This window comes from Sporosarcina gallistercoris (assembly GCF_050459885.1).
GTDB lineage: Bacteria > Bacillota > Bacilli > Bacillales_A > Planococcaceae > Sporosarcina > Sporosarcina gallistercoris_A.
In genome coordinates this window covers 41,825-65,626 of record NZ_JBCMNO010000018.1, presented here as the reverse complement: position 1 = coordinate 65,626, position 23,802 = coordinate 41,825, and the positions used below count along the sequence as shown (strand labels likewise).

The following is a 23,802-nucleotide window of genomic DNA, read 5'->3' as shown; positions in this document are numbered from 1 at the left end:
CGACTAAACACGTATTATTGAAGTAGAAAGTGGGATCGCGAATGGATGAAAATGAACAAAAAGAGCAGAACCGGCCACCAGAACCGGAACAGCACCCGGCTCATAATCGATATTTTAAAATAAAACCGTTCTCCTTCGTCATGTTGATTTTTACATTGGTCATCCTTACGGCAGGCATCACGTTTTTTGCGCTTACGTTTGGCGAAGATAAAGTTGTCGAAGTGGTAAATCCTCAAAAAAGCGATCGTCAAGAATTCCAAAAGTTGTATGACGCCTACGACGAAATCAAGAAAAGTTATTTTGAGGATATTGACGAAAAAGCAGTTTTGGACGGCGCGATTAATGGAATGGTAGATTCTTTGGATGATCCGTATTCCGATTACTTGAATACAGAAGAGACGGAACATCTGATGGAAAATATCTCATCCAGTTTCCAAGGCATCGGTGCTGAGATCCAAGAAGCGGATGGTTATATCAAAGTGGTATCGCCTATTAAAAATTCACCTGCTGAAAAAGAAGGCTTGTTGCCTAACGACCTTATTCAAGCGGTAGATGGAGAAAGCATCCAAGGGATGTCTTCTTCTGAAGCCGTCATGCTCATCCGCGGTGAAAAAGGGACGACAGTTACGTTAATGATCAAGCGTGGAGAAAAGGCTGAACCTTTTGAAGTGAAGATTAAGCGTGACGATATCCCGATAGAGACTGTTTATGCAGATATGCTTGATGGAGGAATTGCCCATATTCGTATGACGACGTTCTCCGAGCATACGTATGATGAGTTATTGACAGCGCTGGATGAAATGGAAGCCAAAGGAATGAAAGGGCTTGTACTTGATGTACGACAAAATCCAGGCGGTGTACTGGATGGAGCCCTGAAAATTTCCGATTTGTTTGTGGACAAAGGGAAAACAATCCTTCAAACCAAGGAAAAAGGGAAGAAAGCAGTTCTCTACCCAGCCTCTGAGGGACGAAAAATTGAAGTACCGGTTGCTCTAGTTGTCGATGACGGAAGTGCTTCTGCATCCGAAATTCTAGCGGGTGCGTTGAAAGAATCTTCGGATATTCCAATTGTAGGTATCAAAACATTTGGTAAGGGTACCGTACAATCGCCGCTGGATATGAAAGACGGTTCCAACTTGAAGATCACAACTGCGAAATGGTTAACACCAGACGGCAACTGGATCCACAAAAAAGGAATTGAGCCAGATGTGAAAGTCGATTATCCTTCATATGCAATGCTGCCTTTCCTAGATCCTTCTGAAGAGATGAAGGAAGGACAAGTTTCTGCTAACACAGAAACTGCTAAAGAAATGTTGAAAGCAGTGGGGTATGACATAGGTCAAGTTGATGGACTATTTGATGCGTCCATGACACAAGCCGTTAAAAAACTTCAAGCTGATTTAAAACTTGAGGAAAATGGTGTTTTGACAGGAGATACGACAATTGGTCTCATGAACAAACTCCGTGAAAAAATCGAAAAAGACGATCCACAATTGTTGAAAGCTAAACAAGTTGTGCTCGATAAACTCGGTAAATGAGCTGAAGGCGCCCAATCCAACCGGATTGGGCGCCTTCTCCACGAGAAAGGACGTAATGAAATGATTGATGTATATCTTTATAGCGGTTTTTTAGGGAGCGGAAAAACGTCCCTTCTGCTAAATTCCATATCACAACTAAAAGCGGCAGGGAAAAAACCGGCAGTCCTGATGAACGAGTTCGGAGAAATCCCGGTCGATTCGGATTCCGTAGCGGCAACCGGGGAAGTACCGTTAAAAGAATTATTGAGTGGCTGCATTTGCTGCACGGGATCTGAAAAGACGGAAGCGCAATTGCAAGCGCTCCTGGAAGACTATGAGGACATTGACGTCATCTTGATCGAAACAACGGGTGCTGCTCACCCTGTGGAAGCTTTGGACGCAGTCTATTCACCATTATTTGCAGATCGACTGCGTGTGAAAGGAATTGTCACAGTAGCAGATGCACCTCGATGGGTCCATCGTGAAGAACTTTCACCAAGAATACATTCCTTAATGCTGGAACAAATTCGTCACGCCCATATCATCGCTTTGAACAAATCCGACTTAGTGACGGAGTCCCAGTTAGCGACAATTTCAATGGAGCTTGCTAACTTGAATTCAACTGCACCTATTGTTCAGACGGTGCAGGGAAAACTGGATTTTTCTTTCATTGAAAAAACTCTATCAGTTAAACCAACTACTCAACAGCCGATTGTTTCAGGTAAGCACTTACCGCTTTCGTCAAAAGTCATTACTTTTTCAAATCCGGTAAAGAAAGCTGACGTGGAAGCGTGGACGGCAGCCCTCCCTGATACCGTTTACCGGATGAAAGGTTATATTCCTGTTGAAGGGGTAAAAAACCCTATGCTTTTCCAATATGCTTACGGAATGGTCAATTGGATGCCTGAATACGTAAAAATGCCCGAGCGCCTTGTTGTGATCGGTGAAGGCATTGATCATATTGACTGGAGTAGTTGAACAAAGGCTTGAACATGCTTTGTCAATACGATTTGTTATCCAATAATTCATCTCTTATCCAGAGATATCCATTAAGATCTTTCTCCAACTCCTTTTCAAAGACTTATAGATAGGTTGTGGGGATCTATCCAAAGAGTTCCAGTTTTACTTACGCCTTCTTCGTTTACGATAGTTTCGAAGGGAGGCGTACAAGATGAAAAAATCGATTGCAGTCATCTTACTCGGTTCGGCACTCGTATTGCCGAACACTAGCCAGGCAGAAGCATCTACTCTAACTTCTGTCCAAACGAAAACAGTAGTAAAAGCATTTAAAGTGGAGGGGGATTTCCACCAGCTCCCTGCGACGCTTCAATACAACAAGGCGGATCTGGAAGCTTATTACAAGGAATTGGCGAGTTGGCTCAAGAAACACTATATCCAGCCACAGGAAAAACCTGTAGAAAAGCCGGATGCACCAGTCGAAAAACCAGTGCCGATGCCAAAGCCGGACCAGAAACCGTCGCCGGAAGTACAACCGGAAAAACCTGTAGAGAAACCGACACCGCCTGTTACCGAAAAGCCAGTGCCGACCCCTCAGCCAGAACAAAAACCGGACGTCACTCCAGAGCCGACACCACCAACCAAACCAGCACCAGAAGTTAAACCTGATCCGACACCTGAACAAGGCCAAGTTTCTGCGAGTCAGATCGAACAAGCGGTCTTGACGCTAACGAATGCCGAACGACAAAAAGCAGGATTGAAATCTCTTCAAATGGATGAGAAGCTAATGAAAACTGCTCGTGCGAAATCTGCTGACATGGCTTCAAAAAACTACTTCTCTCATACGAGTCCGACATATGGCTCGCCGTTTGATCAGATGAAAGCGAACGGTATTACATATCGTGCCGCTGCTGAAAACATCGCTATGGGTCAACGCAGTGCAGAAGAAGTCGTGAAAGGTTGGATGGAGTCCCCAGGACACCGTCAAAATATCTTGACTCCTGGATTCACTCATATCGGAATCGGTTATGATGCAAGAGGTAACTATTGGACACAGCAGTTCATTCAAAAATAATGAAAACCGCCTAATCAGCAAGGATTCTCGCTGATTAGGCGGTTTTTTATCGATTTAGCAGCTGGTGTCTTCTCTGTACAATTTTTAGCCGAATGCTTAATGTGATAGCCCCGACCGTTAACCCGGCGATTAACCCGATCCAATATCCGAAAGGTCCTAGGTCGGTATAGGTTGCGGATAAATATCCTACAGGCAGTCCGATAGCCCAAAGGGATATGAAGCCCACGAAGAACGTAGTATTGACATCTTTGTAGCCGCGCAATGCCCCTTGAATGGGGGCTTGAACAGCATCCGATAACTGAAACAAGGAAGCGAATATGAAAAACTGAGAAGCGAGTGTAATGATCGAACCGTCTGTTGTATATAACGAAGCGATCGGTTCTCTGAATATGAGTAATATCGCGATGGCTAGAAAACTGAAGGTCACAGCGAAACTTATGCCAAGTAAGCTGTACTTCTTCGCATCTTCAGGATGATCTGCACCAATGGATTGTCCAACAAGTATAGTCGCTCCCATCGAAATGCTAAGTGGAATCATATACAACAAAGAAGTGAAGTTCAGCGCGACTTGGTGTGCGGAAATTACTTCTGTCGAATAAGAGCTCATCAATAACGTGACCACTGAAAAGATACTTGTTTCAATGAAAATGGACATACCGATCGGCACACCGATGAATAAAATTTCTTTCCAATACGACCAACGCGGTAACTGCCATTGTTTCAGTAACTCGTATTTTTTAAAGGGTTTCCCAGCCACCGCAACAACACCAGCAATGGCAAACACAATCCAATACGTAATTCCTGAAGCATAACCGGCACCAGCCCCTCCGAGTTCTGGGAAACCGAAGTGCCCATAGATCAATAAGTAGTTCAATAAGATATTGATCGGCGCCGAAATGAGTATGATAACCATCGACACCCGTGTAGATCCGAGTGCATCGAAGAACGATCGCAATACGGTATATGCGAATAGTGGGGCAAGTCCGACGCTCATCCCTTTCAAATAGTCAATTGCAATAATGTGTACTGGTGCTTCAAGTGACATGCTGCGGATGATCGGGAAGAAAACAAAAACAATGAGTCCAAAAACTACAGCTGCTAAAGCGATGGATACATAGATCCCTTGTTGAACAGATGGTTGAACGTGCTCATTACGCCGAGCACCCACGTGTTGAGCTATGATCGGAGTTAGAGCCATGAGGATTCCCGCCAGGCCGGTGTAGACTGGAACCCAAAATGACGACCCAATTGTAACGCCTGCTAAGTGGTATGTATCGTATCTTCCGGTCATAAGAATATCAAAGAATGTAACTAAGTATAGTGCTACCTGAGTGATTAAAATCGGCATGACAATTTTGGCGAAACGGAACGATTTTCTTTCCATAGGAAGAGAAGATTCCATCGGTTTCCCTCCTTTTTTATATCAACCCTTATTGTATCATGCTTATTTTGGTATACTATCAAAAGAAACAAATGAGATTGATTTTATCTTCGTTCAATATAAAATGCCGCCTCTATAGGTGATAAGATGAATGATTTCTTTTTCATGTTCGGCAAAAGCTCAAATCATTGCTGAACAAACATAATGTCTCCGGCGGATGTTGCAGATTTTTTCATAGGAACTTTTCAAGTACACTCGAAAAAATCGGGACGTAATTCCTCCGAGGCGTAATTGAAACTTAATGAATAGAAGAGGTGAACGGCCCTTATGAAACGGCCAGTAATCGTATTAACAGGTGGAGGAACGGCAGGTCACGTCTCGGTTAATGAGGCAATAATCCCTGCGTTCTTAGAAAAAGGATATGAGATTCATTATATCGGATCTCATGAAGGTATTGAGCGGGACTTAATCGGTACGGGTCATCCAGAAGTGACCTACCATGCAATTGATAGTGGTAAACTCAGACGTTATTTTTCAATGAGAAATTTCACAGACCCTTTCCGCGTTGGAGCGGGTGTCTTGCAAGCGTATTCGATTCTGAGGAAATTGAAACCGGAAATCATCTTTTCAAAAGGGGGCTTTGTATCGGTACCTGTTGTGCTTGCTGCTAAACTTGCACGTATTCCTGTAGTTGCACACGAATCGGATGTATCTCCCGGGCTTGCAAACAAGATCGCGCTACCGTTCGCGAAGCATATCTTCACAGTATTTGAAGAAACGCTCTCCTACGTCCCTGCAGAAAGATCCTCTTGTTCGGGAGCCATAATCCGCCCTGAGCTATTTGAAGGGGATCGTCAGACAGGATTACGTATGTCTGGGTTGTCCGAGGAAAAACCAGTTGTTATCGTAATGGGGGGAAGTCAAGGTTCTGCTGTCCTGAATGATGCGCTGCGAGGGAACCTCCCAACAATCCTAGAAGACTTTCAGATCATTCATCTGTGTGGAAAAGGGAATCTTGACGAGTCACTTGACCGGACAAACGGATATGTACAGTTCGAATATGTTACGGAAGGATTACCTCACTTGATGGCAGCTTCTGAAATAGCGCTGTCCCGTGCAGGTTCGAATGCCATTTTTGAATTACTAGCTGTGCGAATACCGATGCTGCTTGTACCATTGTCTGCTGAAAAGAGTAGGGGAGACCAAATCTTAAATGCACAACACTTTAAGAAACTTGGGTTCGCGCATGTCCTTAACGAAGAGGACATTACGGAAGCGTCATTACTTGAAGGTCTCGTCAAGCTGGCGGAGGATAAATCGAACATCTTGTCGACGATGGATCAAACAGATGCGACCAAAACGCCTGATGAAATGGCGAATCTGATTCTATCCTGTCGAACGGAGTCGTAATTCGGATTATCCACAAAATGGACACTTGCTTTTTATAAATTCTTGCATAGAGAGTCCACAAGGTGTAAACTAGTCCGCGGATAATACATGCACATGCTAGAACGAAACCCTTTCAGTTCAAGTGTTTGCATGGTAACATAGAAAAGGATATAAAAAATTTGCGCAACATGCCGAAAGGCAAATGTGGAGGTAATAACTCATGTCGAACAGTGTTGGTTCCGAGCGTTCACCGTATGCAGCTTTTTCAGGTCCGAACCTTGGCTATGTAATGGAAATGTATGAGCTTTACAAAAATGCACCAGAATCCATCGATCCAGAACTTGCTGAATTCTTTAAGCGAAATGGTACTCCTGAAAGCGGAGGTAATCACCTCTCAAGTTTAACAAGCTCGGATGGTACTCAAGGGAATCCAGCGGATTTCCGTAAAGTTCTTTCCGCCTACAAACTTATGGATGCAATACGGGCATACGGACACTTAAACGCTGATATTTACCCGCTGAATGACCGTCCTAAAGACGCTTCACGAATTGAACTTTCAGCTTATGATCTATCTGAACGTGACCTGGAAGCAATGCCGGCGTCACTCTTCTTAACGGAAGTCCCATCACAAGTAGAGAATGCATTAGACGCAGTCAATTATTTGAAATCCCTTTATACAGGGAAAATCGCTTATGAATTTGCTCACCTGATAGAAGAAGAGGAAAAGCATTGGATCCAGGAAAATATTGAAACTGGTAAGTTAGCGATCACTCTAACATCAGATGATAAAAAACAATTGTTGGACCGTCTGACTAGAATCGAAGGCTTCGAGAAGTTCATCCACAGAACGTTTGTAGGAGCGAAGCGTTTCTCGATTGAAGGACTCGACACACTTGTTGTCTTCCTTGATGAGTTGGTACGGCGTTCCGAAGAAGCACAAACGAAGAAGATGTTAATCGGAATGGCGCATAGAGGACGATTGAACGTTCTTACACACATCTTGAACAAACCTTATGAAATGATGTTCGCAGAGTTTGCGGGTGTTCCTTCAGAACCGTTTTTACCTGAAGATGGATCTGTAGAAGTGACACGCGGCTGGTTCGGTGATGTAAAGTATCACCTTGGTGCATTGTATAAAGGCCAAAAAGGCATGGATCGTTTTCTTGCATATAACCCGTCTCACTTGGAAGTCGTGAATCCTGTTATTGCAGGACAAACAAGAGCTGCCCAGGAGAATACGGATCATCCTGGCATCCCGGTACAAGATACGAATGCTGCATACGCAGTCATGGTTCACGGAGATGCTGCGTTCCCTGGCGAAGGAATTACACAGGAAACATTCAATTTCAGCCGCGTTCGTGGATTCCAGACGGGCGGATCGATTCACGTCATTGCGAATAATATGATCGGGTTTACAACGGAGTATTACGATTCGCGTTCAACACATTATTCTTCGGATATGGCGAAGGGATTCGAAGTACCCATCCTCCATGTGAATGCAGACAGTCCCGAGGAAGTTATTGGCGCTGCATTACTTGCATTTAATTACCGCCAAAAATTCGGTAAAGACGTGCTGATCGACCTCATTGGGTACCGCCGCTATGGGCACAATGAAATGGATGAACCGATGGTTACAAACCCGGTCATGTACCAGGACGTGCATAACCATCCGACTGCTCGTCAATTGTATGGTGAAAAGTTAGTGAAGGAAGGTATCCTGACTGCTCAAGACGTTGAGACATTGGATGCAGAAGTTTTCGCTGAAATGCAGCGTGCTTACGATAAAGTGAAAGAGTTCGCATCAGATACTAGCACGATTTCCAACGCAACCCCTGATGCTGTTCTCGCTGGCTATCCAAGAGATCTCCAAACAGGTGTAGCGGAGGAACGTCTTCGTCGCATGAACGAAGAATTGCTCTCTTATCCTGAAAGCTTCAACGTGTTCGGGAAATTGGATAAAATTCTGAAGCGTCGCCAAGATCCTTTTAACGGAAAAGGGAAAATCGACTGGGCACATGCAGAACAACTTGCATTCGCATCGATTCTTCAAGATGGCAAGCCGATCCGTATGTCGGGCCAAGATATTCAACGTGGTACATTTGCCCATCGTCACCTTGTATTACATGATGAAAAAACAGGAGAAGAATTTGTTCCGCTGCATCACATCAGTGATTCCAACGCATCGTTTGTTGCATATAACAGTCCATTGACTGAAGCTGGCGTTGTCGGTTTTGAATTCGGTTATAATTTAGAAGAAGAGAAAACAGTCACAATTTGGGAAGCACAATATGGAGACTTCTCCAATATGGCTCAAGTGATGTATGACCAGTTCATATCGTCCAGTAATTCGAAGTGGGGTCAACAATCCGGTTTGATCATGATGTTGCCACACGGTTACGAAGGTCAAGGACCGGAGCATTCAAGCAGCCGGATCGAACGTTACTTGCAATTGTGTGCTGAAAACAACTGGACAGTTACGAACATTTCAAGTGCAGCAAACTACTTCCATGTACTTCGCAGACAAGCAGCAATTCTTGGTGATGAAGCAGAACGTCCACTCGTTATAGCAACACCTAAATCACTTTTGCGTCATCCACTTGTCGGCGCGGATCTATCTGACTTGACAGAAGGTCACTTTGAAACAGTATTGGAAGAACCGAATACTGGTAAAAATGCAGACAGCGTGAAGAAAGTGATTATGACTAGCGGTAAAATGGCAATTGACCTAGCAGAGAAAGTGAAAGATGGAGAAGGATTCGACCACTTGCACATAGCACGTGTAGAACAACTATATCCATTCCCATCTGACAAATTGTCTGCAATCATTCAACGATTCCCGAACGCAGAAGAAATTGTTTGGGTACAAGAAGAACCGAAGAATATGGGATCCTGGTCATTTGCACTTCCATATTTATACGAAATTTCACAAGGATTAAAAGTGAATTACGTAGGGCGTATCCATCGCGCAAGTCCTTCTGAAGGAAACGGCACGATGCATAAGCTCGAACAGCAACGCATCATTGAAGAAGCACTTAAAAACTAAGTAGACCAATTCCCGAATGATTGAACGATATTAGAGGAGGAAATTATTGTGGCAGAGATCCGAGTACCCGAACTGGCAGAATCGATTACCGAAGGAACAATTGCAAAGTGGCTTAAACAACCTGGTGAAACAGTTGACAAAGGTGAATTCATCGTTGAACTTGAAACGGATAAAGTAAACGTTGAAGTGATTTCTGAGGAAGCCGGAACGGTTCAAGAACTAATGGCCGCTGAAGGCGATACTGTTGAAGTCGGTCAAGTCATTGCAATTGTAGGAGCAGGTTCTGGAGCACCGGCACAACAACCGTCCGCTGCACCTGCTCAACCTGCACAAGAACAAGCTGTACCAGCAGCGGCTGAACCAGTTGCTGAACAAGCGCCTGCTGAAGAAGCAACTTCAGGAGATCGTCTGATAGCAAGTCCTGCAGCGCGTAAACTAGCACGTGAAAAAGGCATTAACCTTGCAGATATTTCACCAGTAGATCCAATGGGACGCGTGCGTGTTCAAGACGTGGAAGCACATGGTACTGCTCCTAAAGCGCAACCAGCTGCACCAGCTGCTCCTAAGCAAGAAGTAAAAGTGGACGATGGCCGTGTCGAACGCGTAAAAATGAGCCGTCGTCGTCAGACGATTGCGAAGCGTTTGCTTGAAGTGAAGCAAAACACAGCTATGCTAACAACATTCAACGAAATTGATATGACAAATGTGATGGAACTACGTTCACGTAAGAAAGACGAGTTCTTCGATAAGAACGACGTTCGTCTTGGCTTCATGTCATTCTTTACGAAGGCTGTTGTAGCTGCCCTTAAAAAGTATCCAAATGTCAATTCGGAGCTTGACGGTGATGAATTGATCATGAAGAACTACTTCGATATCGGTATCGCTGTTTCAACTGAAGGCGGTTTGGTTGTACCGAACGTAGTCGATGCAGACCGTAAAAACTTTGCGGAAATCGAAGCGACAATCGGAGAACTTGCTAAAAAAGCACGTGATAACAAGTTGACACTAGCTGATATGTCAGGTGGCTCTTTCACCATTACCAATGGCGGGGTATTCGGTTCACTTCTTTCCACTCCAATCCTGAACGGAACTCAAGTGGGTATTCTTGGAATGCACACGATCCAAAAACGACCGATTGCAGTTGGGAATAACGTTGAAATCCGTCCGATGATGTACGTGGCGCTTTCTTATGACCACCGTGTCATCGATGGAAAAGATTCAGTAGGTTTCTTGAAAATGATTAAGGAATTAATCGAAAATCCAGAAGACCTCCTTCTTGGATCATAATTGATAAAATGAGCCGCCCGTTTTCAGCGGGCGGATTTACTCTTATACTTTTCAACAGGAAAGGCGGGATCCTACAATGTCTTCGTTCAAAGAATGGCTTCATGCGCCGGCATCCCGGCAAGTCGTCTGTAAACATGCAGACGCAGAAAAATATTTGGTGACAAATGTACTCACGCCTGGTAAGGTTTATGATGTAAAAAACGAAACAGAAGAATTTCTTTTCGTCGTTGACAACACAGGCAAAGTCGGCGGATATTATAAAACATATTTTGAGTAATCTGCATTTGCAGGTAGCTTCAGTAAACTACTGATGAATAAAACGGTCTGATGCGGTTAGAGCATCAGGCCGTTTTATATAGAAGGAGACATGAGGACATGAACTCGTTAATCGAACAAACGCAAGCGATTCGTACAAAGAGGTCATATACAGATGAAGAACGACTTCTCATACAACAGGGCGGTTATATAAGTCCGACTCCCAATTTGTTTAATGATATACTTATTGCTCTTTCTTTGAAAAAGCCGATACTATTGAAAGGACCTTCCGGCAGCGGGAAGACCCGTTTGGCTCAAAGCATATCGGCTTTGTTTCAGCAACCTATGCAAAGTGTCAATTGTTCTGTGGATCTGGATGCTGAAGCGCTGTTAGGATTTAAGACAATTGTCTCGCACGATGGCCAGAGCACGATCGAATTTGTAGATGGTCCTGTCGTGACAGCTATGAAGCGTGGCCATATTTTGTATATAGATGAAATCAATATGGCCAAGCCGGAAACACTGCCGATATTGCATAGTCTGCTAGATCATCGTCGTATGCTTACCAATCCATTTACAGGTGAGGTCATCGTGGCCCATGAAGATTTTTCAGTCGTCTCAGCGATCAATGAAGGGTATATTGGAACTTCTCCGATGAACGAAGCGTTAAAAAACCGATTCGTTTCATTTTCAATCCCTTATTTGGAGGCGGAACAATTACGAACTGTTTTAGAAAATGCAGTGCCAGAAGCAGGGGCGTCTGTGGTGGATACAATAATGAATCTGTCAGGGGACTTGTCGAAGCAGGCTGCCAATGGATTGCTCGCTGACGAGGCGGCTTCCGTCAGAAGTCTCATCGATGCTCTTCAACTCGCGGTTCACATCCCTGTAGAGAGAGCTGTGGCCTATGCAATTGCTGAGCTTTTGGAAGATAAGATGGAGCGGGATCTGGTGAATGAATTGACAGCCACTTGGGTGAAATGAGGGATCATGATGGATAAGGTCAATCGGTTCATCCAATTTAACGACGAATCCGTAGAGACACGTCAAATCCTGCTTTATGAAAAGATTGCTCAGTCGCTGGCGAATGCGCCTTTTATAAAGATTACAGAACGCCAGTTGATCGAGTACCAACCAAAAGAGGCGACTCTTGCAATGAGTGTGTTTTGGCGACATCGCCCTGAACAGGTGACACATTTAGGCCGTCTTTCAGACATCTATTTACTTGCTGTAGGCTTTTACCGACAGTTCGACTTAGCTGAATGGAAGGCATTCACTTTAGAGATGAAGCAGAGCCGTCATCCGAAGTTAGCTGGTCAATTACTGATGTTGCTTGAAGAGTTCAGAATGATGGAATCCATACAAAGAACACGTGCCGGCACGCAGAGGGCATTTCAGATACGTAGTAAAGTGTACGCGGAATTCCACAGGGATCGGCTTATATCTAATGCCAAACGAGGGTTTCTAGCAGATGCGTTAGTCAACCAACTATTTTTGGATATTCATGTAGAAATGACAACCTCCCCGCATGAATCGTTAGATCGTATTCCTATGGATCGTATCCGGCATATCATACAACGGGTATACGAGGTAGAAACAACTACACAGAGTGCAGTATTAGCAAAAAGAGTCATAGAACTAGTGGAAGAGCAACTAACAAAGGACATTATTCTCCCCTTATACACCTTTGGAGAATTCTTCGAAGAAGGCATAAAGATGAATCTGGATGTTAGGGCTATGCCCGATCCGGAAGATCGAGAGAACCAGGAAGTGAAGGAAACAATAGAAGAGGAGTTTCGGTCGTGGCATAGTGAAACTGAAGATGAAAAGGGCTCGCATCTGGAATTCGAACTCCAAGAAGGCAAACTAGGAGCTGCAGACTCTTCAGCAACAACACCAGGTGATGAGAACGCAGAGGCTCAGCAGTTCGGATTGGGGAACTCTGAGGGGAATGACAAGGAAGCGGTGCTAAATGAGCAAGCTGACTTGGGCGGTGAACGTTTAGAACAACCTTCAGTTAAAGCCGGTTCGGATTACGGTCCAGCCCATACTCAAGTGACGTTCAGTGTAAGAAAAATGCCGAACATCGAAAAAACTTCATCTACTGCCATGCTGACACAATGGCGAAACGACCATTTACCAATCGTACGAGCTCTAGTTACCGAGATGAAAAAAAGATTGGAAAGAAAAAAACAGCAAAAGCGTGAAAACTTGACGAAAGGCCGCCTTTCCACAAAGCTGACCAGCATGCTGACAGATGAACGTCCCAAACCGTTCTATCGAAAACAAGCCCCTTCGCCAGAGCTTGATGCGGTGTTCGGGTTACTCGTTGACGGATCAGCTTCCATGATCGACAAAGTGGAGGAGACAAAAGAGGCGGTCATTCTTTTTCATGACGTCCTGCGGAAACTTCGAGTATCCCATGAAATTACTGCATATTATGAAGACGCGTTTGAAGCGTCCAAAGAAGAGCAACCGAATTTTTTTGAAGTGATGCATACGTTCGATGAAATCCATATCGACAGTGGACCAGCAATTATGAATTTTGAAGCACATGAAGATAATCGCGACGGATTTGCGATTCGATGGATGGGGAATCGACTTGCGGAAAGGTCCGAACAGCACAAATTCCTGCTTGTCTTTTCTGACGGAGAACCTTCTGCCTTCGGCTATGATCGAAATGGAATTATCGACACAGCAGAAGCGGTATGGGAGGCAGAAAAGCGAGGGATCTCTGTAGTCCATTTGTTTTTATCAACCGAACAGCCGACTGAAGAACAAAAAGTGTTGTTCACTACGATGTTTGGCAACAAAACTGCCGCATCTGACTCAGTAGAAGAATTCGCGCATCAAACGTTGCGCATCCTAAGGAAGCTACTAGCCATCGCCGTACAATGAAAAACGCAAAACCTCCCTTATAAAGGACGGTTTTGCGTTTTTTCATGGACATTGAGCAGGCGTTGCTTCAACTCTTCTTCCATTCTGCCGATTTCGCGTTCCGCTTCTTTGCGCTTAACCCGTCCATCAGCCTGGATGACAAGTGTTTCTTCAATAGTTTGGATCAAGTTTTCCTGCGTTTTTTTCAACGTATCAATTTCAATGATTCCACGTTCGTTTTCTTTTGCAGTTTCGATTGAATTCAGTTTCAACATCTCGGAATTACGAAGCAGCAAATCATTCGTCGTCTTCGTAACGAGACGCTGCGACTCAACAGCTTTCTTTTGGCGATTCAATGTCAAGGCAATCGCAATCTGATTTTTCCATAACGGAATGGATGTCATGATGGATGATTGGATTTTTTCCGCCAGCGTTTGGTTCGTCTGCTGTATCATACGGATTTGGGGTGCGCTTTGGATGGTCAGCTGGCGCGACAACTGTAAATCATACAACCGTTTTTCAAGTCGATCTAGAAACTGGTTCATATCATTGACCTCTTGTATTGCCATCTGATCATTCGACAGTTGGGCAGCTTCACGCATTTGTGGAATCGTGATGGCAGCCAGTTCGTCACGCTTAATTTCCGCTGCAGCGATATATACGTTAAGAGCTTGGAAGTACGTCTTGTTCTGCTCATACAGATTATCGAGCATCTGCACGTCTTCGATTAAACCACGTTTTGAATGTTCCAGCTGCACACCGATCCGGTCGATTTGTGTACTGAGTTTTTGGTATTTCGTCATCATTTCCTGGATGGAACGAGATGCTTTATTAAAGATGCGGCTAAGACCGGTCTTTTTCTTTTCAGATAAATCGTCAGGGTCGATTTCAGATAACTTCCCCATCAAATCGTTTAACACATCCCCAACAGGGCCGATGTCTTTACTTTGCACGTGGTCCAACATTTTATGGGAAAAACGCGACAGTTCATTTTGTGCTGTAGCTCCGTATGTTAAAATAGCTTCATAATCGCCTACAGGAATCTGCTCCGCGAGTTCTTTAGCTTTTTGCTGTTCTTCTGGCGATAAGCGATCCAACAAAGCTACAGATGCACTGTTATCGGCTTGTGCCGTCTGCATTTCTTTTGGTAACATAGGTTCGCTTTTATCGAATGGATTGCTGAGTAGATCGTCAAAAGATTTTACATCATTATTCATTGGCTGATTTTCGGTCATCTAATGGTTCTCCCTTCGAGTGAGGCAAGGATTTTTTGCGTGCCATCGTAATATCCACATAATCGAGTTCTAGTTGTAAAGCTGCCAAATCAGTTGAAAGTGCATCTTGTAAATCTTTTTCCAATTGGTGGGTGACGTCCGTAATTGTTTCACGGGTATGCTGAAGTGCGATGCGTACTTCCTTTTCTTTCAATTGTTGATTGGCAAGCAAAGCATATTTTGAAGTCAGTTCAACTGCAGAGTCCAGATGAGCGTAGAAGAACTGTTCTGTTTGATAAAACTTTTTCGGGTCATTCCGTACTATGGTGAGCACTTTTCTAGATAGGTTACTTAACTCATATACTTGTCGGAATGCCTGGACCGAGCGAACCTGTCCATATAGACTATTCAATTTCTTGATTTTGTTCTTGGCTTCTTGGAGTTGTAATTCAATATGTCGATACTCGGAGCGGGTCATTCCAAGTTCTTTCACTGATGAGTTTAACTGGACTTGTTTAATGGCAAACGTACCACCCAGATACATGGCGATGAGGATACCGGTCGCTGCAAAAGGGTTGAGGCCAGTTCCAAGTAACAAAAAAAGGTATGTCCCAAAACTGACGGGCGCCACGATGAAGTGCCGCATAAAAAACTGTTTGACTTTTTTCATCTTCGGTCAGCCCTCCTTATCGTTAATGTTCTATACTTATTACGTGCAAGCGTGAGCAAAAGTTTCATCGGATTCATATTCTCTCTTTAGTATAACGTATTAAACGCGTTCAGACGAACATTTGAAATGGAGATCAGTTCAGATTGCTTGGAAAAATTGAAGCTGCTTTGTATAATTGTCAACTGTAAAGGAAATGAGGTTTGACCATGTACGAAGTTATTTATATGAAAGCGGATTATGAGCCTTGGTGGATGTTTGAAGGTTGGGAAGAGATGGTTCGTTTGAGAAGATCATTTGAAGAGCTAGAGGATGCAGTGGAATTTGCAAACTCGATTATGGATGAAATGCGGAGATGTTTTTCACATGAGAAGACTCGGAAAGGATCTTACGCAGCTTTTTGGAATCCAGGTGAGAGAACTTACTGTGATGGATGTGACGATGACCTGCAATTATATCACGGCGTATTCATGTTAAAGGACTGTGAACCGGTCACTTTTATTGACGAAAAATAATTAGAATATTTCATTAGGTTTAATTGACATTCAAAAGCGGTATGGTATAGTAGTAGTAAGGTTAATAACAAGTGCTTGCGACGAGAAACGTATTCACGTATTACAAAAAGTGATCGGCGCTGTCGGTACTTTTTCTAATACGTGAATTTTCTTTTTTGAAGCTGGTTCATGTATTAGCAATTATTATTTGGAGGTTTTCATTTATGAAACAAGGTACAGTTAAGTGGTTCAACGCAGAAAAAGGTTTCGGTTTCATCGAGGTTGACGGAGAAGACGACGTATTCGTACACTTCTCAGCTATTCAAGGTGATGGTTTCAAATCATTGGACGAAGGCCAGCAGGTTGAGTTCGAAATCGTTGAAGGTAACCGCGGTCTACAAGCAGCAAACGTTACAAAACTCTAATAACAAACAAAAAGGGGCCCGCTTATCTGAGTGGGTCCCTTTTTTTGGTTATGGTTGGGTAACGGATTCCATTGACGAGGTCACAAGCATATCTGCTTCGCCCTTTTTAGTCATCATGGATTCGCGTTTCACTTCTCCAAAGCCCTCGACAAAATATTTTCGATTCGTGTAATTCTCACCTTTTTCTTCAATGACAATTGCATGTTCAAACTTTTTATAAGGCGTGTCTACAGTTGCATCCGTATCTACGATCGTCCATTTCCCGAATGCTGCCCCTTTTTCAAACGGTTTTTGTAAGTAAATACCTGTGACTTCCATCTTTTTCAAGGTTTCTACAGAGGGTGCGTTCTCTTCAATATCTACATGCTTTTCTTCAAGGATTAATATACGGTCTTTTTCCACTTTATATAGTTTTCGTAGAAGAGCTGCCCCATTGTTCTCGTAGATCATGACGTAATTTTCGTATGGATGATATACTTGCACATCCAGCTCGGCATACTCGTTTCCAGTACCTTCATAATGGGATTTTGAACTGTCCGGTAACAAATAGTCAAGCATGGCAGGATCTTTGATTTTTCCATTCGGATCATCCAATTCTTCAACGCCATCTTTATCGTTATCCTTGTCCTTTATTTCGCCCCCAGCATCCGAATCTGTTTTATCAAGAGGACTCTTATGGCCGCTGTTCCCGGAATTATCAGGTGCGGTGACATCTTCACCGTTCAATTTTGAGCAGGCGGAGACTACGAGGAGACAAATAAGTAAGAAATACAACAACGGAGACTTTTTCATGGTCGAACACTCCTTTTCCAATAGTATCACCTTGTTTCAGAAAAGTATGTGCGACTGCAAGTCGTTAAATATAAACGAGCAAAAGAGCAACCGCTAGTCTTAGCGATTGCTCTTTTTAAAAGCAATTAAATCAGCACATCATTTTGAGGAAGGCTGAGCTTCTTTCCACTCCAAGTACTCGTCATAGCTCATCATTTTGTCAAAAATAGTACCATCCTCATTGATTTCAATTACACGATTAGCAATCGTCTGGATGAATTGATGGTCATGTGAAGTGAAGAGCATAACACCTTTATATGCAATGAGACCATTATTTAACGCTTGAATCGATTCCAGGTCCAAGTGGTTTGTCGGCTCATCCAATAAAAGGACATTTGAGTGTGTCAACATCATTTTAGATAACATACAACGAACTTTTTCTCCACCAGAAAGGACAGAAGGTTTTTTATTCACTTCTTCACCGGAGAAAAGCATTCTACCGAGGAATCCACGCAAAAACGTTTCGGTTTCATCTTCAGGTGAGTAGGGACGTAACCATTCAACAAGAGATTTCTCGTCACCTTCGAAAAACTTGCTGTTGTCAATAGGGAAGTATGCTTGTGACGTAGTCACTCCCCATTTAACACTTCCTGCATCGGGTTCTTGCTCACCTGCTAAGACTTCAAGTAATGCTGTTTTTGCAATCGGATTTCCGATCAGAATTACTTTATCTTCTTTGTTCAATGTGAATGAGGCGTCTTTTAATAGTTGAACCCCGTCTTGGGTTTTAGAAAGATCGCGGACCATTAACACGTCATTTCCGATTTCGCGGCCCATTTGGAAGTTCACATATGGATAGCGGCGTGATGATGGTTTAATATCATCTATATCTATTTTATCCAAAGTCTTTTTACGAGACGTTGCTTGCTTCGATTTCGAAGCATTTGCACTGAATCGCGCAATGAAGGCTTGTAATTCCTTGACTTTTTCTTCTTTTTTCTTATTTTGCTCCTGGGATAGTTTAAGCGCTAACTGGCTAGACTCATACCAGAAATCATAGTTACCTGCGTAGATTTGGATTTTACTGAAGTCCAAGTCAGCAATGTGCGTACAGACTTTGTTCAAGAAGTGACGGTCATGAGAAACAACGATTACAGTATTCTGGAAGTTAATCAAGAACTCTTCTAACCATTGGATCGCTTTTAAGTCCAAGTGGTTGGTCGGCTCATCCAGAAGTAAAACGTCCGGTTTACCAAAGAGCGCTTGAGCAAGCAAGACCTTCACTTTGTCAGAACCTGTCAGTTCCGCCATTTTCATTGTGTGCAACTTTTCGGGAATTCCTAGACCTTGGAGGAGGATGGCTGCTTCTGATTCAGCTTCCCATCCGTTCAGTTCTCCAAACTCTCCTTCGAGTTCAGCTGCGCGCATACCGTCCTCATCTGAAAAGTCTTCTTTCATATAGATTGCATTTTTTTCGGTCATGATATCATAGAGTCGTTTGTGACCCATGATAACCGTTTCAAGAACTTCTTCTTCTTCGAATTCGAAGTGATCCTGCTTAAGTACAGCGAGGCGATCGTCATTATTTAAAATGACATTCCCAGTTTGGGGTTCAATATCACCAGAAAGTATTTTAATGAATGTTGATTTACCAGCACCATTCGCACCGATTAGCCCGTAACAATTACCTGGGTTAAATTGTATATTAACATCTTCAAATAGTTTCCGGTCTCCAAATCGAAGACTTACATTACTTACTGCTAACATAATTGACCTCCTAAAATTCACACTTTGCCCATTATAGCACGGATTGTCGCTAGGGTGGGGGAAATTACAGTGGCAAAATCCATTTTTCAAGCTTACAATACATCTATGGGTATATCGTTTACATGGTTTAAGAACTTTCTCTCTTTTGAAGTGCTCTCCGGTTTTTATAAGCTGCCAACGTGCCCATTTCTTTATTGATCAAGTACTCCATCTGCACGTAATGTTTGCGTGAAGGTAAGTCCAGTGGATCAAGCCCTCTCATCGTGTTAATGAAGTAGTACCCATTGATTTGCCGAAAAATGACGACAGTGTCAGGAAAGGAGTCAAACACACCTTTCACTTGATACTTCCGAGTATAGGACCAATGAAATAGTTTCATAGACTTCATCCTTTCTCAGAAAATTATACGTCCTGAAAAAAACAAACGCAAGTTCGATGAATCCTGATTAGAAAGGAAAACTTATGAATTTTAACGTTTTTACTACTAAAAAAACGGTTCTCCTGATTGTTGCAATATTCGCAGTATCTTTAAACATGCGACCTGCTATAACGTCAATCGGCCCGCTTCTCGAAACAATACGGCTGGCACTGGCACTGAATAATGTCCAAGTGAGCCTGCTTACCGCATTACCTGTCATCTGTATGGGCGTGTTCGCTTCACTGGCACCCGTGTTGAACCGCAAATTCGGCTTGAATGCAACTATGATCTTAATGGTGGCGATTATCGGATTAATGACGGCCCTTCGTGAATTCATTCCTACATACACGATGCTGTTAGTTTCTTCTATAGGAGTAGGGATAGCGATTGCTATAGCTGGACCGCTCCTTTCTGCTATGATCAAACAGAATTTCCCGCACCGGGCTGGCCCTGTAATTGGAATCTACTCATTCGGGCTTGGGGCAGGAGCGACTGCGAGTACAGGATTGTCCGCTTACTTCTACGAGCTAACTGGATCCTATTCTTTTGCGCTCAGCATATGGGCGGTTCTAGCGTTTGTAGGAATCGCAGCTTGGATCGTTTCAGCAAACGACCAGCTAATCGTTCGGCAACACGGGATAAGCGCGTCTAAAGAAAAACTGAAGGCAGTCCGGTCTCCTTGGAAAAATAGAAAAGCATGGTTATTCCTATTGTTTTTCGGATTACAGTCCGCTGCTTTTTTCTCGATTGTTATCTGGCTTGCGCCCATCGCGATGTCAAATGGAATGACAATTGTACAGGCGGGTACGTTAGTCAGTCTCATGACGGCGGTACAAATTGTTTTAAATATTACAATTCCTCTAATGATGGAACGATATCCAGGACGTAAAATGTGGCTGTTATTCATCCTCTTCATTGGTGTCGTTGCAGTTGCACTATTCGGTACAGGTCACATACCTTTACTTTGGGTAGGTGCGATATTAATGGGTGTTCCACTAGGTGGAATGTTCCCAATTGCTCTCGTGCTGCCGTTGGATGAAACAGAAAACGCAGCAGAGACGAATTCCTGGACGGCGATGATGCAAACTGGGGGTTACATCATCGGAGGAATTTTACCGCTAATAATCGGAGTGTTTCATGACTTTACAGAGAATCATCAGGTGACAATTGCTTTATTCGGCCTATTATTTTTTGGCATGATTTGCTTGGCTATTCTGATTGGTGATAAAGAGGAATGAATTGGAAAAGGGATGCCCAGTTGGGGCATCCCTTTGTTTTTTGTATAGCCGATTATTGAATATATGAGAAAAAACTTACATCTTTTGTCATCTAGAATTGTGTACTTACTCACAACGATCATTGCCGCGGTCGTTGTTCAGCAGTTGTTTCCTAACATAAGCAACGCAAACCCTACCTACTTTTGCGTCCTTGCGGCCCTATAGCCGCGCCAGTTTGAATACGTATAATGGGTAAACATTCCGCAGAATGCCAGTATTCAAGAATCAGCTAACTGGTTATAACTTAATAATTATATCATCTATTTGTTAGTTAGTCAATATAAACTGTATAAGAGTTTTTTATGAGGCAACTAGTTCTAAAAGGAAGGGATGTTTCCTACAGTAAGCTATATGGTGTCAGAGAGGTGGAGAATGTGTGGAAATTGATGGCGTCTTTTCAGGTGGCGGGTTAAAGGGTCTGGCTTTAGTAGGTGCGTGTAAAGTGTTCGAAGAAAACGGGTATACGTTTAAGAGGACGGTCGGCACAAGTGCTGGTGCTATCGTTGCTGCAATGCTGGCAGCTGGATACACAGCAAGGGAAATGGAACAGATTATGCAAAAACAGAATTTTCCTGAGTTACTGGATGCAAGAAAGACATTTATTCCGATTCCATTCATGAAGTGGCTTCAGCTCTATTGGAGGATGGGGCTGTATCAAGGAACAGCTCTTGAAAATTGGTTCAGTGACGTTCTGGCTGAAAAAGGGGTATACACGTTTGCTGATCTGCCGGAGGATTCGCTTAAAATCATTGTGTCCGATTTAACCAACGGCAAACTGATTGTATTGCCTGATGATTTAGGGGAATACGGGTTAAGGCCTGACTTTTTCCCTGTGGCCCGGGCGCTAAGGATGAGCACAAGCATTCCTTTCTTTTTCGAACCGGTCGTTCTCCATTCATTAGCAGGAAACTCAGTGACTGTTGATGGCGGGGTGCTCAGTAACTTTCCACTCTGGGTTTTCAATGAACCTGAAAATGGAGTGACACGACCTATCGTTGGTATGAAGCTCAGTCATAATCCAGCGGATAAGAAAAAAACTGTAATCCGTAATGGTTTAGGACTTTACGAAGCACTTTTCTCGACGATGAAAGATGCACACGACGAAAAACATGTATCAAAGCGTCTGGAAAAAGACGTTCTGTTCATACCAACTGACGGTATATCCGCTGTCCAATTTGATTTATCGGATGAACAAAAAGATTCCCTTGTCCTGAGCGGGGAAATATCTGCAACAAATTTTTTGAAGTCATGGACAAAGACAGCAATTATGAGGAGAGTTATCTAATAGAGAACAAAAAATATATGCTGGCGTTCTCAATCGTGGTATAATAGTCTCAAGTAGATGAGAAAATATGGCTGAAAAGGCGGTGTCCGGTATGAGAATTTCCTTAAAACATTTGTTATTAGCTATCGCTTGGCTTTCCATCGCGTTAACTTTAGCAAGCAGTCTTTATGCCGGATATCGTGCTGATCAGCAAACCCTTATGAACACGACATTGGAAACGAATTTTGCCTATGCGCAAAAGTTAGCGAAAATGACAGAAGATTATTTATTGAGAACTGAAAGACTCCTTGCTTATTCTGCGAACGATCTGTCACCTTATTTAACTGAAGGCGATCGGCAGCAACTCAGTGACGAAGCTGAACGATTAGTTGTCCAAGGTGAGGCGTTGAGTTCGGTCCTGATTACTGATAGAGAAGGGACAATCCAGGGGACTTCTTCAGAAATTAGAAATCTTATTGGAATGCCTCTTTTGGATGAAGCAGGTAAAGAGACATTATCTACGGGTAAGCCTTCTATTAGTAAGCCTTATCAAACGCAGACAGACAAATTGGTTGTCTTTATAACCTCACCGATTACAGACTCTTCAAGTAATGTAATCGGGATGATCGGCGGAAGTATTTACTTAAAAGAAAAAAACGTACTGAATGATATTTTAGGGCAACACTTCTATGAGGATGGTTCTTACGTATATGTCGTAGATGAAGACGGAATGTTGCTGTACCATTTGAAACGTGAACGTGTGGGAGAAGTTGTAACAAAAAACCCGGTAATTGAGGAGCTTAGAAAGGGGCATAGCGGCAGCATGAGGCTGATGAATAGTAAAGATCAGGATATGTTGGCAGGTTACGCATCCGTTCCCCTGACAAAATGGGGGATAGTAACTCAAAGACCCACGGAGACCGCACTGGCTTCCTCTAAAGAGATGGTGAAAGAAATGATTGTGAAGTCCCTTCCTTTCATATTACTATCAGCACTTATCATTCTCTACTTTGCTTATAAAATAGCAAAGCCGCTTGAGAAACTGGCAAGTTATGCATCGAATCAATTAGAAAGGGACGGGCATAAGCCACTAGAGAGCGGCGCATGGTATCATGAGGCGATACAGCTCGATCTTGCGTTAACGGATAGCTTTAGCCGTTTTCAGGATCAAGTCGATCATTTCATTCAAGAATCATTTACAGACCCTCTTACAGGTTTATTAAATAGACGGGCACTTAACGAGCAAGCAAGGACGCTTGTAGAAAAAAAAGTCTCTTTTTCCTTAGCAATTTTAGATATCGATCGGTTTAAACGAGTGAATGATACATACGGTCATACGATGGGGGATGAAGTTCTAAAAGATCTAGCAAAAAAATTGCAGCAACGAACAAAAGATAAAGGATTGTGCTATCGATTTGGTGGTGAAGAGTTCGTAGTCTTGTTTCCGCAGATTGACAATGAGCAAGCAAGCGATTGGATGAACGAAATCAGGGGAGAACTATCTAACGAAATGAGTCCAATCGGTGAGCCGATAACATTTTCAGCAGGTGTGGCTAACATACCGGAACACGCAGAACACTTCTTAAGACTTCTTGAACTAGCAGATGAATGTCTATATCTTGCGAAGGAGACAGGAAGAAACAAAGTGGTCAATGTGAATGAACGGTTCAATTCATAGAGAGCAAGCTTCCATCCGGATTAAAAAAGTGGTAAACTGGACAACA

20 protein-coding genes are annotated in these 23,802 nt (G+C 43.2%); 14 read left to right on the top strand and 6 right to left on the bottom strand.

Going from position 1 to position 23,802, the window contains the following annotated elements:
• Positions 1 to 41 precede the first annotated feature (41 nt).
• The 3 genes from ABE021_RS10960 to ABE021_RS10950 all read left to right on the top strand — a co-directional run bounded on the left by ABE021_RS10960 (position 42) and on the right by ABE021_RS10950 (position 3,549).
• Positions 42 to 1,538: a S41 family peptidase gene (locus ABE021_RS10960; protein ID WP_430288695.1), complete on the top strand. Its 1,497-nt coding sequence runs from the start codon at positions 42 to 44 to the stop codon at positions 1,536 to 1,538.
• A gap of 60 nt (positions 1,539 to 1,598) precedes the next feature.
• Positions 1,599 to 2,495 carry a CobW family GTP-binding protein gene (locus tag ABE021_RS10955; RefSeq protein WP_430288694.1) on the top strand — a complete coding sequence of 299 codons (897 nt, stop codon included), beginning with the start codon at positions 1,599 to 1,601 and terminating at the stop codon, positions 2,493 to 2,495.
• Between the two features lie 193 nt (positions 2,496 to 2,688).
• Positions 2,689 to 3,549, top strand: a complete 861-nt coding sequence (locus tag ABE021_RS10950; RefSeq protein WP_430288693.1) for a CAP domain-containing protein — start codon at positions 2,689 to 2,691, stop codon at positions 3,547 to 3,549.
• A gap of 46 nt (positions 3,550 to 3,595) precedes the next feature.
• Here the strand turns inward: ABE021_RS10950 and ABE021_RS10945 are convergent, their stop codons facing one another.
• Positions 3,596 to 4,951 carry an MATE family efflux transporter gene (locus ABE021_RS10945; protein ID WP_430288691.1) on the bottom strand — a complete coding sequence of 452 codons (1,356 nt, stop codon included), beginning with the start codon at positions 4,949 to 4,951 and terminating at the stop codon, positions 3,596 to 3,598.
• Between the two features lie 306 nt (positions 4,952 to 5,257).
• On the opposite strand from ABE021_RS10945, the gene ABE021_RS10940 reads away from it, so the two are divergent.
• The 6 genes from ABE021_RS10940 (at position 5,258) to ABE021_RS10915 (ending at position 13,802) form a co-directional block, all read left to right on the top strand.
• The gene (locus tag ABE021_RS10940; RefSeq protein WP_430288690.1) at positions 5,258 to 6,340 is read left to right on the top strand and encodes an undecaprenyldiphospho-muramoylpentapeptide beta-N-acetylglucosaminyltransferase; all 1,083 of its coding nucleotides are present in this window, start codon (positions 5,258 to 5,260) and stop codon (positions 6,338 to 6,340) included.
• A 199-nt stretch (positions 6,341 to 6,539) separates the two neighbouring features.
• The gene (locus tag ABE021_RS10935) at positions 6,540 to 9,362 is read left to right on the top strand and encodes a 2-oxoglutarate dehydrogenase E1 component (RefSeq protein WP_430288689.1); all 2,823 of its coding nucleotides are present in this window, start codon (positions 6,540 to 6,542) and stop codon (positions 9,360 to 9,362) included.
• Positions 9,363 to 9,410: 48 nt separating this feature from the next.
• Complete coding sequence (odhB, locus tag ABE021_RS10930) at positions 9,411 to 10,649, top strand: 2-oxoglutarate dehydrogenase complex dihydrolipoyllysine-residue succinyltransferase (RefSeq protein ID WP_430288688.1); 1,239 nt, start codon at positions 9,411 to 9,413, stop codon at positions 10,647 to 10,649.
• 76 nt (positions 10,650 to 10,725) lie between these two features.
• Positions 10,726 to 10,926 (top strand): DUF6501 family protein, encoded by a 201-nt coding sequence (locus tag ABE021_RS10925; protein ID WP_430288687.1) that lies wholly within the window; start codon positions 10,726 to 10,728, stop codon positions 10,924 to 10,926.
• A 98-nt stretch (positions 10,927 to 11,024) separates the two neighbouring features.
• The gene (locus ABE021_RS10920; RefSeq protein ID WP_430288685.1) at positions 11,025 to 11,888 is read left to right on the top strand and encodes an ATP-binding protein; all 864 of its coding nucleotides are present in this window, start codon (positions 11,025 to 11,027) and stop codon (positions 11,886 to 11,888) included.
• Positions 11,889 to 11,897: 9 nt separating this feature from the next.
• On the top strand, positions 11,898 to 13,802 hold the full coding sequence (locus tag ABE021_RS10915) for a vWA domain-containing protein (RefSeq protein ID WP_430288683.1): 1,905 nt from the start codon (positions 11,898 to 11,900) through the stop codon (positions 13,800 to 13,802).
• A gap of 17 nt (positions 13,803 to 13,819) precedes the next feature.
• Here ABE021_RS10915 and ABE021_RS10910 read toward each other — a convergent pair whose 3' ends face one another.
• Entirely contained in the window at positions 13,820 to 15,016 is a 1,197-nt protein-coding gene (locus ABE021_RS10910) for a toxic anion resistance protein (protein ID WP_430288681.1), read from the bottom strand.
• Complete coding sequence (locus ABE021_RS10905) at positions 14,991 to 15,665, bottom strand: 5-bromo-4-chloroindolyl phosphate hydrolysis family protein (RefSeq protein ID WP_430288679.1); 675 nt, start codon at positions 15,663 to 15,665, stop codon at positions 14,991 to 14,993. The genes ABE021_RS10910 and ABE021_RS10905 overlap by 26 nt, the downstream gene beginning before the upstream one ends.
• A 206-nt stretch (positions 15,666 to 15,871) precedes the next feature.
• On the opposite strand from ABE021_RS10905, the gene ABE021_RS10900 reads away from it, so the two are divergent.
• Together ABE021_RS10900 and ABE021_RS10895 are read left to right on the top strand one after the other, a co-directional pair.
• Positions 15,872 to 16,177, top strand: coding sequence for a DUF1033 family protein (locus ABE021_RS10900; RefSeq protein WP_430288678.1), 306 nt, complete (start codon positions 15,872 to 15,874; stop codon positions 16,175 to 16,177).
• Positions 16,178 to 16,380: 203 nt separating this feature from the next.
• Entirely contained in the window at positions 16,381 to 16,581 is a 201-nt protein-coding gene (locus tag ABE021_RS10895) for a cold-shock protein (RefSeq protein WP_191689461.1), read from the top strand.
• Positions 16,582 to 16,629: 48 nt separating this feature from the next.
• Here ABE021_RS10895 and ABE021_RS10890 read toward each other — a convergent pair whose 3' ends face one another.
• From ABE021_RS10890 to ABE021_RS10880, 3 genes are all read right to left on the bottom strand, one after another.
• Positions 16,630 to 17,373 carry a hypothetical protein gene (locus tag ABE021_RS10890; RefSeq protein WP_430288676.1) on the bottom strand — a complete coding sequence of 248 codons (744 nt, stop codon included), beginning with the start codon at positions 17,371 to 17,373 and terminating at the stop codon, positions 16,630 to 16,632.
• Positions 17,374 to 17,511: 138 nt separating this feature from the next.
• The gene (locus ABE021_RS10885) at positions 17,512 to 19,119 is read right to left on the bottom strand and encodes an ABC-F family ATP-binding cassette domain-containing protein (protein ID WP_430288674.1); all 1,608 of its coding nucleotides are present in this window, start codon (positions 19,117 to 19,119) and stop codon (positions 17,512 to 17,514) included.
• 127 nt (positions 19,120 to 19,246) lie between these two features.
• Positions 19,247 to 19,498 (bottom strand): hypothetical protein, encoded by a 252-nt coding sequence (locus ABE021_RS10880; protein ID WP_430288673.1) that lies wholly within the window; start codon positions 19,496 to 19,498, stop codon positions 19,247 to 19,249.
• A gap of 83 nt (positions 19,499 to 19,581) precedes the next feature.
• On the opposite strand from ABE021_RS10880, the gene ABE021_RS10875 reads away from it, so the two are divergent.
• The 3 genes from ABE021_RS10875 (at position 19,582) to ABE021_RS10865 (ending at position 23,756) form a co-directional block, all read left to right on the top strand.
• The gene (locus ABE021_RS10875; RefSeq protein ID WP_430288671.1) at positions 19,582 to 20,775 is read left to right on the top strand and encodes a CynX/NimT family MFS transporter; all 1,194 of its coding nucleotides are present in this window, start codon (positions 19,582 to 19,584) and stop codon (positions 20,773 to 20,775) included.
• A gap of 415 nt (positions 20,776 to 21,190) precedes the next feature.
• Entirely contained in the window at positions 21,191 to 22,099 is a 909-nt protein-coding gene (locus ABE021_RS10870) for a patatin-like phospholipase family protein (RefSeq protein ID WP_430288670.1), read from the top strand.
• A 91-nt stretch (positions 22,100 to 22,190) separates the two neighbouring features.
• Positions 22,191 to 23,756 (top strand): sensor domain-containing diguanylate cyclase, encoded by a 1,566-nt coding sequence (locus ABE021_RS10865; RefSeq protein ID WP_430288668.1) that lies wholly within the window; start codon positions 22,191 to 22,193, stop codon positions 23,754 to 23,756.
• The last annotated feature ends 46 nt before the right edge of the window (positions 23,757 to 23,802 follow it).